This window comes from Pseudobutyrivibrio sp. MD2005, assembly GCF_000621865.1.
GTDB lineage: Bacteria > Bacillota > Clostridia > Lachnospirales > Lachnospiraceae > Pseudobutyrivibrio.
This window is the reverse complement of the sequence record NZ_JHXE01000014.1, coordinates 1-14,681: the sequence shown is the minus strand read 5'-3', so window position 1 is coordinate 14,681 and position 14,681 is coordinate 1. Positions and strand designations below refer to the sequence as shown.

Below are 14,681 nucleotides of genomic sequence, written 5' to 3'. Positions count from 1 at the left end.
TAGAATGCTTTACCGCAATTTGGGCATTTGCGTTTTACCATTTCCATAAGGCACCTCCTATTTTCCGGAAACTTCGATACGTTAAATATATCAGCAAAAAATGAAAAAAATTCAATAGAATTGTGAATATATTGGGGGAATAAAATGAAATACACATTCAAGGAGTATGTGAGGCCTGAGATTATCAGGGACCATCTAAACATGGGTGGATTAGATAACGAAGGAGTCGAAATAAAGGTCAATAGCCTATATATTGAAAGGAATGGTAAAGCAACCATTCCTGTAATGGGGGAGATGCATTTTAGCAGAGTGCCAAGAAGCCAGTGGCGCACAGCACTTGAAAAGATGAAGGCTGGCGGTATTGACATCGTGGCCACTTATATCATCTGGATTTATCACGAGTTTGAGGAAGGAAAGTACGACTGGAATGGTGATAATGATTTGCGTGCTTTTGTGGAGCTTGTAAAAGAAGTAGGGATTGAAATGTGTGTGCGAATCGGCCCATGGTGCCATGGCGAGGTCAGAAACGGTGGGTTCCCTAATTGGCTGTTAAAAAAGGAATGTCAGCTTAGAACTAATGACAGCAGTTATTTAGAGATAGTAGAGGGATGGTACAGGGCTATTTCTGAGCAGATACAAGGGCAACTTTTTAAGGATGGTGGCCCGGTTGTGATGTGCCAGCTTGAAAACGAGCTGACAGATAATGCCGAGCATCTTCTTGCCTTAAAGCAGCTTGCCATTAAAGTGGGAATCGATGTGCCTTTATATACAGTTACAGGCTGGAATGCTGTTAATGGCGCCAAGATTCCTGTGGATGACGTGATTCCTACATTTGGTGGATATTGCGATGCTCCTTGGGATGAGGGAACAGATAAGCTTGCCCCTTGTTCTAGATATTATTTTACAGGGATAAGAAATGACTCTGCCATAGGAAAGGATTTGATAAAAGAATCAGGTGAGGATGACTGGAGATTACCGTATATGCGATATCCTTATGCAACCTGTGAAATAGGCGCTGGCCTTATGAATACATATCATCGTAGATATAAGATTCATGGAATGGATGTTTATGCTATGACTCTTGTAATGCTTTGTGAAGGGGCAAATCTTTTGGGATACTATATGTATCACGGCGGAATTAATAAGGTGGGAAAGCAGTGTACACTTCAGGAATCAAAAGCCACTGGTTATCCTAACGACTATCCGATAATTTCCTATGATTTTCAAGCTCCAATATCTTCTTATGAAGAGACTAGAGAGTCCTATGATTTGCTTAATCTACTTCATCTTTTTGTCCATGAATATGGTGAGAAGCTTGCAAAAATGACATACGTCGAGGCAGAGTACACACCGCCACTTGGAGATATGACAAAGCTTAGATACGGCATACGAAGAGATGAAAATGGTGGATTTGTATTCATTAATCATTATCAGCGTCTGCATAAAATAGATGATATTTATGATGTTGAAATCGACACTGGTGAGGTGCAGTTTGAACCGATAAATGTTGTTGGCCCGATAGCTTTCTTTATGCCTTTTAACATGGATTTGGGCGATGGTGTTGTTTTGAAGTACGCCACAGCTCAGCCTCTTTGTAAGAGTAATGATAAGTGGCTGTTTTTGGAGATACCAGGAATAGAGCCTCATTTTATATTTGCAGATGAAAGCAATCAAAAGGAAATCATCACCCTTAACATTGATGAAGCAAAGCGCCTCAGAAAATCAGGTGATCGTGTTTATCTTGCGGATGAAGTGGGAAAGAGCATTGAGTATCTAACGTCTGCAAAAAAGACAGGATACAAGCTTACAAAAATAAAAGATGCACCTTTTGAAATTCCTATTATGTTTAAGGATGAATTGTGCTATAGTGATAAGAAAAATATCTGGTATTCACTTGATTTAGTAGATGACAGCGATGATGAGTTTATTAATATTGATTTAAAATGCGATGTTATGCAGCTCTATGCTGACGGAAATCTGTTAGATGATGATTTCTACCATGGACTACCTTTCAGATTTCCAAAATCAATACTTAAAAACAAGGAATTATATATAGTTGCAAGTGAGTATCAGGACGATTCTTACATGGAATAATAGATTGGAGATAATGCATTATGGAAAGAAATCTTACTCAAGGAAGCTTGCTCAAAAACATCATGGTCTTTTCGGGCCCATTTCTTCTTTCCTATTTTTTACAAACTCTATATGGAATGGCGGATTTGTTTATAGTGGGGCAGTACAACGGTGCTGCCTCTATTTCAGGTGTATCTATTGGCTCACAGGTGATGCACATGATAACGGTAATGCTTGTAGGGCTTGCAATGGGAACTGTTGTAATGATAGCCAGATTTGTCGGGGCAGAAGATAGAGCAAAGATTTCAAAGACTATCGGAAATACGATAGTGCTGTTCGCCTTTGTCGCTGTTATTTGTGCAATCATTTTACTTTGTCTTGTGAATCCTATTGTGGCTGTTATGAAGACACCGGTAGAGGCCATAGATGAGACAAAGGCATATCTCATTGTTTGCTTTGCAGGAATCCCATTTATTGTTGCTTACAATGTGATATCTGCAATCTTCAGAGGACTTGGTGATTCAAAGAGTCCAATGATTTTTATAACCATTGCCTGTGTTGCTAATATCGCATTAGACTATCTTTTTATCGGTGCTTTTGATATGAAGGCTGTGGGTGCTGCCTGGGCCACAATTATTGCACAGGCCATAAGCGTGGTAATCTCATTGACTGCGATTATAAAAATGAAGCTGGTGGTGATTTCAAAATCTGATTTGAAGCTTGATGCTAATATCTTTAAGAATGTGCTAAGAATTGGTGTGCCTGTCAGTCTTCAGGATGGATTTATTCAGATTTCCTTTTTGATAATTACGATTATCGCTAACAGCAGAGGTGTTGAAATATCTGCGGCAGTAGGCATCGTTGAAAAGATTATTTCGTTCTTGTTCCTTGTGCCATCATCCATGCTTTCTACAATATCCACTATCTCCTCACAGGCAATTGGTGCTGGAAATAGGCCTCTTGCAAGAAAGACATTGTTTTATGGTATGGCCATTGCGGCGTCGATTGGTCTGGTATTTGCCATAGCATTCCAGTTTATTGCTCAGCCTGTTATCGCCATGTTTACAAATGATATGGTTGTGGTAATGCTTGGTGTTTCTTATATCAAATCCTATGTGTTTGATTGTACCGTTGCCTCATTTCATTTTTGCTTCAGTGGATTTTTTGTGGCATCCAATTATTCGTACATATCATTCATACACAACGTTGCATCTATCGTTACATTAAGAGTGCCAGGAGCATATTTAGCATCTAAATATTATCCTGACACGCTGTTTCCAATGGGACTTGCAGCACCACTTGGCGGGGTACTGCAGCTCATAATATGTGTAATTGCATTTATGATTCTTCGTAAGAAAAACAAGATTTAGAGTTTAGCCTAGAGGGAATTTAAGTTCCAAAGTGAAAGTGTCTGAGGTGGTTTTAGTGTAGCTTGAACCGCCCTGACGTTTCATCAAGCTTGATATGCTGATGAGACCGATTTTGGAGCTTTCATTTTTTCTAGGCATTTTTCTTATAGTATTAGAAAAAGATATGTAGGCATAATTATCATCCCTGTTGAAATCTATTAATACAGGATGATTCTCATCTGCATACTTATCTATGTTGGTAAAAATATTGTTGAAAATACGCAGTATATCATCTGCGTTAACCATTATATTAAAGCTTTCTGTAGGTTCTTTAATATCAAATCTAAAGCCTTGCTCCATGAGAGGTGGAGTGAGCTCTGAAATTAGCTGCATAAAAAATCCCATACCATCAAATTCTTCCAAGGCATCATCTGAACGCTTCGGATTAGGGTCGAATGCCAGGAAGTATTCAAATAATCTGTCGGACATTTCCTTTATCTGATTGCAGGTATCTAAAGCAGTGGAAATGTATTTATCCATCTCTTCAGGGGATTTGTAGTGATGCTCCTTGAGAATCTCCAGGTATCCCATCTGTGTGGTAAGAGGAGTGCGCAAATCATGAGAAAGAGCAGTAACCAAACTGTTGTTGGCCTGCAAAGCTTTCTTTTCATTTTCCATCTGCTGGGACAGGGCCACTCGCATGGAATTAAGGCTTTCTGCAACATGAGCAAGTTCATCATGTCCCTTGACAGGAATGTTGTAGCCTAGGTTGCCACCCTCCAAAATGTTGATACCAGAATTTACTTCCTTTATATAATGTATTTTTTTTCTAACTAAAATTGTGATAATAAATATGATTAATGCGCCACTTAAAAAGAAACTGATATTTTGCATTGTGTTGCTTAAATCATATTGAACGTCTTGAAAACATATCAGTGTGCAATCACCATCGGCTAAAGTGATGGTGTAATTGTATGTGTATGAAGTATAATAATCGGATTCTGAACTTAATTCTTTATTGTATTCAGAAATCGTTTTAGCATCATCTTTAGAGTAGTCTACATAGAAGTTGTAAAGAATCTGCCCGTCACGCTCCATATAAAAATATATAAGGGGATGGCTTTTCGACCATTTATATATTTCGTAAGGTTGATTGGATGAAATGTTGTTTTCATTGATGAATTCCTGAAGCTCTTGCACCGTCTTTTCGACCTTTTGAGGTACATAGGTTTCGCTGACCCACTTGGAATCTATTATTTTATAATTGATATCCATCAGAACAGAATAAAAAACAACACCACAAACTAGCCCAAGTATGATGGAGAACGATAGCTCCAAGTATAAGGTTTTAGAGAAGAATGCTTTAATCTTTTTCATTGCAGTTTATATCCCTTTCCCCATACAGTTAGAAGATGAGTTGGCTTGGATGGATCATCCTCGATTTTGGTGCGAAGATTTCTAATGTGCACCATAATTGTGGCATTTGAGCTATAAAAATATGGTTCATTCCAAATGCTTTCGTAAATAAGCTGAGCAGGAAATATTCGTCCAGGACTTTCTATTAAAAGCTTTAGAATCTGATATTCAAGCTCAGATAAATCTATGGAAGTGCTGGAACCATCGGAATCAGTCATGTAGACTTCATTTCGGTCTTTTGCCACTTTGAAAATATCATATACGAAAAAATAATCTTCGGCAGTACTTTCCTTGCCTTTATAAACATAGTAGCGACGAAGCATGGATTTTACTCTGGCAGTAAGCTCACTATGTGAAAAAGGCTTAGCCAGATAATCATCGGCACCAATGAGAAGACCTAATGATTTATCAGAGTCAGTTCCCTTTGCTGTTAAAAAGAGAATAGGCATTTGATAGTTTTCGCGAACCCTTTTGCACACATCAAGGCCGGAGATACCAGGCATCATTATATCTAGAATAATCAAATCAATGGAATCATCCACAAGCTCAAGGGCCGTTTCGCCATCAGGGGCTTCTATAATAGTGTAGCCTTCGCTTTCCAATAATATATGAAGTATATTTCTGATTTCCTCGTTGTCGTCTACGACAAGTATCTTTTGATTTCCCATATAAACCTTTCTTTTGATGTTTTAACTCTGATTGTATAGTATCACAAAAAATATGAAGTTATGTCAAAAAACTGTTTCTTTAGATTTCTTTAGATTTACTTTAGGGTTTTCTTAAGACTCTTTCGGCATACTAGTTGCTGTAAAGAAAACCAACCGATGGAGGATGATTTTGATGAAACTTAAAGAAGTCATTAATAAGATAAAGTTTTGGGACAATGAAGAGGACCAATACTTAGACGATGAAATAGATGAAAGCTTAGATGAGGAAATTTCAGATAAGGATAAAAAAGCATTTAAGAAGCTTAATAAAAAAGTGATTGCTGCCATGGTTTCAGCCGCCCTTTTGATTTCAGCAATAGCTGGAGTATCAGGTGTGAGATATATGAAGGCAAGAGCTGAGGAGACAGAAGAATACATTCCTACTGTTCAGGTGTTCCGTCAGGATGTGCAAAAGACAATGAGCGCTACAGGAACTATCATTTCAGCAGAGGAGAGTGGTCAGTTTGCAACAGTTTCCGGCTCTTATCCAGTTCAGGAAGTATATGTAAAGGTCGGCGATGAGGTAAAAAAGGGTGACCCTTTATATAAGCTTGATATGACTACTATGGAAGAGACACTTTCATATCAGCAACAGGCCTTAAACATTCAAAATCAGCAGAATGCTATTTCTCAGGATAATGCAAACAGAGCTTTGCAGGATGCCCAGAATGCTGGTGCCGTGCAGATTACTGATTCTACTCGAAGCTTAGATGCTGCAAAGCAGGAACAGAATACCGCCAATAGAAATAAGAACAATGCAAACGATAGCTTAAACAATGCGAAGGATGCTGAGAATAATGCAAAGTCTGATATGGATAGCGCATCATCTGCAGTTACAAATGCTCAGAATAAGGTAAATGAATTAAATACTAAGATTGCGAATTTAGAGAGCCAGATTTCGAATGCAGGGACTCATACAGAAGAGCAGATTACAACAGATGCAGAGGAAAATGAGACTACAACTACAGTGGAAGTTTTTAACGACACTACAGATTTAAATAATCAGCTTACCCAGGCTAAAGCAGATTTGGAAGCAGCAAAGACAGCACTTTCTGACGCAAAGGGCAATTATGATTCCAAAAAGGGTGAGTACAATTCATCTGTAACAGCCCGTCAGTCAGCGGAGCAGGCTGTTCAATCTGCAAATGATTCAGTGACAACAGCAAACAGATCAGTTGAGGCTGCACAATCATCACTTAACAATACAACACAGACAGCAAACTCAACTATAGTTAATCAGGCACAGTCTGTTAAATCAAGTCAGCTTTCCTCACAGGCAAGCACATTATCATCTAAGCAGGAGATTGAAAAGTCTCAGCAGGAGCTTTCAAAGGCAGTGGTATGTGCTTCGCAGGATGGAACAGTCACAAACGTAAATATTGTGGCAGGACAGACTTACTCAGGAACAGATGCGGTTGTAATTGACAATGTAACAAGCCTTAAGGCTACAGCGGATATTGACGAGGGCCAGATTCCAGATATTGCGGTAGGACAAAAGGTAGAAATCAAAACAGATGCCACAGGCGATGATATTTTAACTGGTACTGTGACATTTGTATCACCTACAGCAACAAAGAATAGTACTAAAACTACTGATCAGGCATCAACTACTGCATCTGTCTCAAAGAGCCGTGCTACATACAGAGTAGATGTTTCTCTTGATGAAGGAAACGAAAAGCTTCGCCTTGGAATGACAGCGAAGATGACATTTATTACAGCAGAGTCTAAGAATGCGTTAGTAGTGCCATCTTCAGATATCCAGACAGACATGGATGGAAATAAATACGTAGTAGTTCAGAAGGATGATGAGACTACAGAAAACGTGAATGTTACAGTGGGAATTTCTGATGACTTTTATACAGAAATTACAGACGGAGATTTGAAAGAAAACGATATTATTGTTGAGTCTGATATGGATGGAAGTGCTGATGCAGTGCTAGATGAAATGGGGGCAGACGGAGGAATCTATTTTGAGTAAGGACATACTATTATCTGCTAGAGACATAAGAAAGAGCTACTATGTGGGCACTCCTAATGAGCTAGAGATTTTACATGGAATCGATTTGGATATTCGTAAAGGCGAATTTGTCTCTATAGTTGGACAATCGGGCTCTGGCAAAAGTACTCTAATGAATATACTGGGAATTCTTGACAGACAGACTTCTGGCAAATACGTGCTAGACGGAGTAGATATATCAAAAGCTCCAAACAAGGCATTATCGTCTTTACGTAATAAGCATATAGGCTTTGTATTCCAGACTTATAACTTAATTGCAAGAACAGACGCTATTGCAAATGTAGAAATGCCGATGCTTTATGCCGGAGTTCCAGAGAAGAAGCGTAGACAGAGAGCTATCGAGCTTTTAGAGATGGTGGGTATGGGTGAAAGAATGCACCATACACCTGATGAGCTTTCAGGTGGTCAAAAGCAGCGAGTTGCAATTGCCCGCGCAATGGCCAATAATCCAGATATTATCCTTGCGGATGAGCCAACAGGTGCCCTTGATTCAAAAACAGGAAGACTTGTTATGGACATCTTTCATGAACTTCACGAGAAGCAGGGCAAGACAATTGTACTAATCACTCATTCAAATGAGCTTGCGGCAGAGACTCCACGAATAATCACCATCAGCGACGGAAATATTATTTCTGAGAAAATCAACGATGGGAAAGGAGTCGCATAATGATAAAGGAAAACTGTAAGCTTGCCATTATAAGTATTAAAGCTAACAAGATGCGCGCCTTTCTTACAATGCTTGGAATTATCATCGGTGTATGCGCGGTTATTGCAATAATGACTGTTGGAAATTCCATGACAGCTGATGTCAAAAAGCAGCTGGAAGGATATGGTGTACAGAACATCACAATCTACATAAATCCTATTGATTATAACGCTGAGCTTTCTGAAGCGGATAACGAGAACATGCAGTTTAAGCCAGAAACACTTCACAAGCTTTCCGAGAAGTTTGGAAAGAGGATAGCAGGAGTATCAGTGGAGGCATCTGCTGGTTCAGGTAGTGTGATTGTGGATGGGAAGAAAGCAAATGTTGATGTGCTTGGAACTAGCGCAGGCTATTACAAAGCAAACAAGATAAAAATATTAAATGGCAATAATTTCACTGAGTTCGATTACGAGCAAGGCAAAAACACTGCCATAATTTCAGATAAATTTGTTGAACAGCTATATGGAAAGGAATTTAAACCTGAAAATCTTCTTGGAAAAGAGTTGGAGATAAACATAGATGACAATTATCTCAATGTAACAGTTGTTGGCGTTTATGAGTACAAGATGGAAGGCGGCATGAAAGGGAGTAATAAGAATATTACAACTACAGTGTACGTCCCTCTAAAATCTGCCTGGAACCTAACTCATTCCCAGGAAATCTATGAGGCAACTGTTGTTGCAGCAGATGGTGAGAATGCATCTGTTCTTGCAGAGGAAGTTAAGAATTATCTTTCAGAGTTATTAGCTAACAACTTAGGCGATAGATTTACAGTAGAAGCATACAGCAATCAGTCTATGATTGAAGAAAACACAAAAACAATGAATCAGATGACTATGGCAATTTCAATGATTGCAGCGATTGCTCTTATTGTCGGTGGAATTGGTGTAATGAACATTATGACTGTTTCCATTACTGAGCGTACAAGAGAAATTGGTACGCGAAAAGCACTAGGTGCTCCAGATGGCATGATTATGCTTCAGTTTATTAGCGAGGCAATTATTATCTGCCTGATTGGTGGCATTATTGGTATCGCCCTAGGCTTAATCCTAGGAAATGTGGCCGTACACTTTATGGGGTACGCACCACATGTTTCATTTGCAAGTATCTATATGTCTGTAGGGTTCTCAATGGCTATTGGCGTGTTCTTTGGTTACTCCCCAGCCAAGCACGCAGCCAATATGAACCCAATTGATGCATTAAGATATGAATAAATATGAAAAGCATTGGCACAGAAAGAAACACTTGTGTCAGTGCTTTTTTTCTCTACACATGGTAGAATGAGAATCAGTTTGAATGACTAAAATAGGAGAATGCAATGGGGAAGAATAATATTAAATATAAGCTAGCAGAAGCAATGAAGGTGTGCATGAAATCTACATCTGTTGAGAATATTACAGTAAAGCAGATAGTAGATGTGTGCGGAGTGTCTAGGCAGAGCTTCTACAGAAATTTTATAGATAAATATGATTTGATAAACTGGTATTTTGATTGTCTGCTTGAGCAGTCATTTAAAGAAATGGGCAGCGGAGAGACTATCCGAGAAGGGCTTATCAAGAAGTTTGAGTACATCAAGCAAGAGAGATTGTTTTTTACTGCAGGCTTCAAAGGTGACGAACAAAACAATCTCAAAGAGCATGATTTTTTCATGATATATGAATTCTATTGCGATTTAATTCGTAAGAAGACTGGTGAAAATCTGGACAAGCATACCAGAAAGATATTAGAGATGTACTGTCAATCTTCTGTGTATATGACAGTGCAGTGGCTGATGAAGGGCATGAAGGAATCGGAGGCGGAGCTGGCAAATCTTATGATTGATGCTATGCCAGAAATGTTACACAAGCTGTTTGCAAAGATTGGACTTGTCTAGAAAGCCTTGAATTTAAAGGATTTACTAATTTTATATTTATGTTACACATACTCATATCTGTAACTTATATTTGCACATCCTATGATGATAAAATATTAATCGTAGGGTGTGTTAATTATTTAACACAGATATTTTATAAAAAAGGAGTGTAGTGTATATGGCAAACAGAATTTCTCTCAATCCAACATCTTATCATGGGGCTGGAGCAATCCAGGAAGTAGTTAATGAAATCAATGGAAACGGATTCAAGAAGGCATTTGTTGCTTCTGATCCAGACCTTATCAAATTTGGTGTAACAGGAAAGGTTACAGAGCTTCTTGATAAGGCTAATATTCCATATGAGATTTATTCAGATATTAAGCCAAATCCAACAATAGAAAATGTAAAAAATGGTGTAGAGGCTTTCAAAAAATCTGGTGCTGACTGTATCGTAGCAATCGGTGGTGGCTCTTCAATGGACACATCAAAGGCAATCGGTATCATCATCACAAATCCAGAATTTGCTGATGTTCGTTCTCTTGAAGGTGTAGCACCTACAAAGAATCCTTGTGTACCTATCATCGCTGTTCCAACAACAGCTGGTACAGCCGCAGAAGTTACAATCAACTATGTAATTACTGACGTTGAAAAGGAAAGAAAGTTTGTATGTGTTGATACACATGATATGCCAATCGTTGCAGTTGTTGACCCTGAAATGATGTCTTCAATGCCTAAGGGACTTACAGCTGCTACAGGTATGGATGCTCTTACTCATGCAATCGAGGGCTACACAACAAAGGCAGCATGGGAGATGACAGATATGTTTCATCTTGAAGCAATCCGTCTTATCTCAAAGAACTTACGTGATGCAGTAGATAACAAAAAGGAAGGCCGCGAGGGAATGGCTCTTGGCCAGTACATCGCAGGTATGGGCTTCTCAAATGTAGGACTTGGAATTGACCATGCAATGGCTCACACACTTTCAGCACATTATGACACACCACACGGTGTAGCATGTGCTATGTTCCTTCCAATTTCTATGGAGTTCAACCGTGAGTACACAGGTGAGAGACTTCGTGAAGTAGCTAGAGCTATGGGAGTTGAAGGTGTAGATAACATGTCACAGGATGAATATCGTGACGCAGCTATTGCAGCAGTTAAGAAGCTTTCTGAGGATGTAGGAATTCCAAAAACTCTTGATAAGATTAAAGAGGAAGATTTGGATCAGCTTGCAACAGATGCTCTTAATGATGCATGCTATCCTGGCAACCCACGTGAGGCTACTAAGGAGCAGGTAATTGAAATGTTCCGTATGCTTATGGCTTAGGAATTTTAGTTGGAGAGGAGCTTTTGGCTCCTCTCTTTTTGCAGTTTTTTCATATTTATCGTCTATACTTACCTATATTAATAACGAGGAGGGCAACTATGGAATTTCAATTTTTATATGCTATTCCACGTATGGAAGTATTAGATAGTTTCTTTTTGACAGTCAATAAGATTACTGGATCTTATGGACAGCTATGGGTTGTTATAGCTGTCATCCTTTTGTTCTTTAAAAAGACAAGAAAGATTGGTGTGGCTGTTTTGGTTTCTTATGTGCTAGTGTATGTATTGGGACAGTATGGACTTAAGAACATGTTTTCAAGAATGAGACCTTGCCAAATTGATGAGACCTTTGAGCTTTTAGTTGCGCGTCCTTCCAGCTTATCATTTCCTTCAACTCATTCGGCATGGGCATTTGGAGCTGCAACAGCAATATTCTTAGGAAATAAAAAGGGCGGTTTCATTGCTTTGATTTGGGCTGCTTTGATAGCCTTCAGCAGAATGTATCTATTCCTGCATTTTCCAACAGACGTATTAGCGGGTATTGTTTTTGGTGCACTTATGGGAATAATTGCGGTAAAATTAGTTGATATAATTACAAAGAAGATTGGTGCAGCTAAGGCGCCCTAAAATGGTAATTAGGAAGCAACTAATGGGACAGAGGAGAGGAGCTTTTGGCCCCTCTCTATTTTATTCCCAAAACAATTCATCTAATGTTTTATCTAAGGCATGGCATATAGCAATGCAGAGTTTGATAGTAGGGTTGTAATCACCTTTTTCAATGGCACTGATTGTCTGCCTGCTAACATCACATAGTTTTGCCAAATCTTCTTGTGATAAATCTTTTGCAGCGCGAGCTGATTTAAGACGCAGATTTTTCATTACCTAATTCTCCCTTTTATCTAATGCTTTCTTTACAAAAAAGACTACAGGACATACCCCAAATACAATGGCTACAGCAAGCTGGACAAAATTACTATCAAATTGGAGTATGCCGTTATTTATGGTGATATGTAAATCATCCATATTTAGGAAAAAGACAGATAAATTTAATAGGGCTAGAACTGCATATAGTATAAAAGCAGCTGTTCCGTTTTGGTTAACTTGAATATATGCGTTAGTCCAAATGCTGTAGGCAAGATATACAGTAACGCCAATAACGATTGTAATGAGTGCGAGAAAGGCTGCAGAAAGTCTAACAAATGTGTCACCCATAATATAATCATATACAAAGTAAGTTGCTAGAAAAATGAGAGTGGTGAAAAAGGCAATTTGATTGGCCTTGCCCTGATTCATTTTCTGCATTTCATCATAATGCCCTTTGATGGCCTTGCGAGATGCGATTCCAAATAGCAGGCAAACTGCAAAAACTATAGCGAAAAGTAATACCATAAACATTGTTTTATTATCCATGACAAATCCTCCTGTAAAAACAATTAGTGTGTTAATCATGTCAATTGACTTTAATTGAAGTATACATTGCCTCAATTGTAATCCGAGATTCCATACCTCTTACCCCGGATGATTCCCAAAACTATATATTTTGAGATGCAAGAGGGAGGTATGGATTCTCTCTTACAAATATTTGAGACTGACTGGAAGGTTGGTCTCTTTTTTGTTATTCTTTGATTTCTGGCGGCTAGAAAGGAGTCACCATATGTCAAAGTTTTTATCATATGAAGATCGTTTAATAATTGCTCAGATGCTTAAGGACAATGCATCTTTTGGGGCGATTGGTAAGCAATTAGGTAAAGACCGCACCACAATAGCAAAGGAAATAAAAAAGTACTCCTATGACAAGAAAAGTGGCAGACCAGGATATCCATATAACCCTTGTAAGCATAGGTCTACTTGTAAAACCAAAGATTTATGTGGTAATGATTGTACTCATAAATCTGCATATAAATGTAGTTTATGCTCCGAATGCACACTACATTGCCCAGATTTTAAAGAAGATATTTGCTCCATTAAGAGTAAACCACCCTATGTGTGTAATGGATGCTCGGAACTGGATAAATGCACTTTGATGAAGCGATTATATGACCCAGCTGATGCGCATGAAAGAGCATATGCAATTATCTCAGAATCTAGGACAGGTATCCTGTCTAATGAAGATGATATAGCTCGAATAAATGAAATAATTAGCCCGTTGGTTAAAAATGGCCAATCACTGCACCAAATCTATCTAAATAATGTTGATGACTTGATGTGTAGTGAAAAAACTCTATACAACTATGTAGACGCACAGCTTTTTGATGTTAGAAACATTGATTTGCCAAGGAAGGTAAAATATCGTCCCAGATATAAAAAAGCTGAATTTAAGGTTGATAGAGGTTGTAGGATAGGACGTAATTATCAGGATTATCTAAAATATATGTCTGAACACCCTGAGGCAACAACAGTACAATTAGATACTGTTATTGGAAGGGTTGGTGGCAAATGTTTATTAACACTTCATTTTGTAGAGAGCAGTTTAATGCTTGCATTTCTAAGAGATGCTAATACATCAGGTTCGGTGATAAGAATAATAAATGCCATTGATAAAGTGTTGGGAAAAGCTACATTTAATCAACTTTTTCCTGTCATACTCACAGACAATGGAAGCGAATTCTCTAATCCAAAGGAGATTGAATATAGAAAAAGTATCCCTTGTCTTAGAACTAGAGTGTTTTATTGTGACCCAAGTGCCCCTTACCAAAAAGGTTCATGTGAGGTTAATCATGAATTGATAAGAAGAATTCTACCAAAGGGTACAAGCTTTGATGAACTAACCCAGGAAGATATTTTTTTGATGATGAATCATATCAACTCTTATAAAAGAAAAAAGCTGAACGACCGTAGCCCATACGAAGTGTTCAGCTTTTATTATGGAGAAGATTTGCTAAAGAAACTAGGATGTTCACCGGTTGCCGCCGAGAACATAATCTTAAAGCCAAAACTTCTCAAAAAGTAACAGTTTAATTTATGTACAGGCCGTCAGAAGTAAAACTAAATCTGCTGAACCAGGGATGGATTCTCCGAATACAAAAAGTTTCGAGCGAGAATTGATCTCTTGTTTTTGTACATAAAATCTGCTGAACGAATTATAACATGGACAAATATAAAATAAAAAGCTGGAATCTCGTTTACAAAATGGGATTTTCATTTACAAAGTGGGAATCTCATTTACAAAACTAGATTTTCACTTACAAAACGGGAGTCTTGTATTACAAACGGGACTCTCGGACTACTATTAACC

The 14,681-nt window shown here is 38.3% G+C and carries 13 protein-coding genes; 9 read left to right on the top strand and 4 right to left on the bottom strand.

Translation table 11 applies throughout. The features are described from left to right. Positions 1–144 precede the first annotated feature (144 nt). Positions 145–2,094, top strand: a complete 1,950-nt coding sequence (locus T498_RS15050; RefSeq protein WP_051524628.1) for a beta-galactosidase — start codon at positions 145–147, stop codon at positions 2,092–2,094. Between the two features lie 20 nt (positions 2,095–2,114). Next, positions 2,115–3,443 (top strand): MATE family efflux transporter, encoded by a 1,329-nt coding sequence (locus tag T498_RS0105780; protein ID WP_028235092.1) that lies wholly within the window; start codon positions 2,115–2,117, stop codon positions 3,441–3,443. Positions 3,444–3,446: 3 nt separating this feature from the next. Here T498_RS0105780 and T498_RS0105775 read toward each other — a convergent pair whose 3' ends face one another. After that, a complete protein-coding gene (locus tag T498_RS0105775; protein WP_028235091.1) occupies positions 3,447–4,799 on the bottom strand; it encodes a sensor histidine kinase in 1,353 nt (450 codons plus the stop codon). Next, positions 4,796–5,506, bottom strand: coding sequence for a response regulator transcription factor (locus T498_RS0105770; RefSeq protein ID WP_028235090.1), 711 nt, complete (start codon positions 5,504–5,506; stop codon positions 4,796–4,798). Before T498_RS0105770 ends, T498_RS0105775 begins: the two co-directional genes overlap by 4 nt. 172 nt (positions 5,507–5,678) lie before the next feature. Between T498_RS0105770 and T498_RS0105765 the strand changes: the two genes are divergently transcribed. From T498_RS0105765 to T498_RS0105740, 6 genes are all read left to right on the top strand, one after another. Beyond that, positions 5,679–7,523: an efflux RND transporter periplasmic adaptor subunit gene (locus T498_RS0105765; RefSeq protein WP_028235089.1), complete on the top strand. Its 1,845-nt coding sequence runs from the start codon at positions 5,679–5,681 to the stop codon at positions 7,521–7,523. After that, entirely contained in the window at positions 7,516–8,229 is a 714-nt protein-coding gene (locus tag T498_RS0105760; RefSeq protein ID WP_028235088.1) for an ABC transporter ATP-binding protein, read from the top strand. The genes T498_RS0105765 and T498_RS0105760 overlap by 8 nt, the downstream gene beginning before the upstream one ends. Further along, positions 8,229–9,482, top strand: coding sequence for an ABC transporter permease (locus T498_RS0105755; protein WP_051524627.1), 1,254 nt, complete (start codon positions 8,229–8,231; stop codon positions 9,480–9,482). The genes T498_RS0105760 and T498_RS0105755 overlap by 1 nt, the downstream gene beginning before the upstream one ends. A gap of 104 nt (positions 9,483–9,586) precedes the next feature. Next, positions 9,587–10,141, top strand: a complete 555-nt coding sequence (locus tag T498_RS0105750) for a TetR/AcrR family transcriptional regulator (RefSeq protein ID WP_028235086.1) — start codon at positions 9,587–9,589, stop codon at positions 10,139–10,141. 157 nt (positions 10,142–10,298) lie between these two features. Beyond that, a complete protein-coding gene (gene fucO / locus T498_RS0105745; protein WP_028235085.1) occupies positions 10,299–11,447 on the top strand; it encodes a lactaldehyde reductase in 1,149 nt (382 codons plus the stop codon). Positions 11,448–11,545: 98 nt separating this feature from the next. Further along, positions 11,546–12,073, top strand: a complete 528-nt coding sequence (locus T498_RS0105740) for a phosphatase PAP2 family protein (protein WP_036977944.1) — start codon at positions 11,546–11,548, stop codon at positions 12,071–12,073. Between the two features lie 60 nt (positions 12,074–12,133). Here the strand turns inward: T498_RS0105740 and T498_RS0105735 are convergent, their stop codons facing one another. Beyond that, positions 12,134–12,325, bottom strand: coding sequence for a helix-turn-helix transcriptional regulator (locus T498_RS0105735; protein WP_028235083.1), 192 nt, complete (start codon positions 12,323–12,325; stop codon positions 12,134–12,136). 3 nt (positions 12,326–12,328) lie between these two features. Continuing rightward, the gene (locus tag T498_RS0105730; protein WP_028235082.1) at positions 12,329–12,856 is read right to left on the bottom strand and encodes a hypothetical protein; all 528 of its coding nucleotides are present in this window, start codon (positions 12,854–12,856) and stop codon (positions 12,329–12,331) included. A gap of 244 nt (positions 12,857–13,100) precedes the next feature. Between T498_RS0105730 and T498_RS0105725 the strand changes: the two genes are divergently transcribed. After that, positions 13,101–14,396, top strand: coding sequence for an IS30 family transposase (locus tag T498_RS0105725; RefSeq protein WP_028235081.1), 1,296 nt, complete (start codon positions 13,101–13,103; stop codon positions 14,394–14,396). The last annotated feature ends 285 nt before the right edge of the window (positions 14,397–14,681 follow it).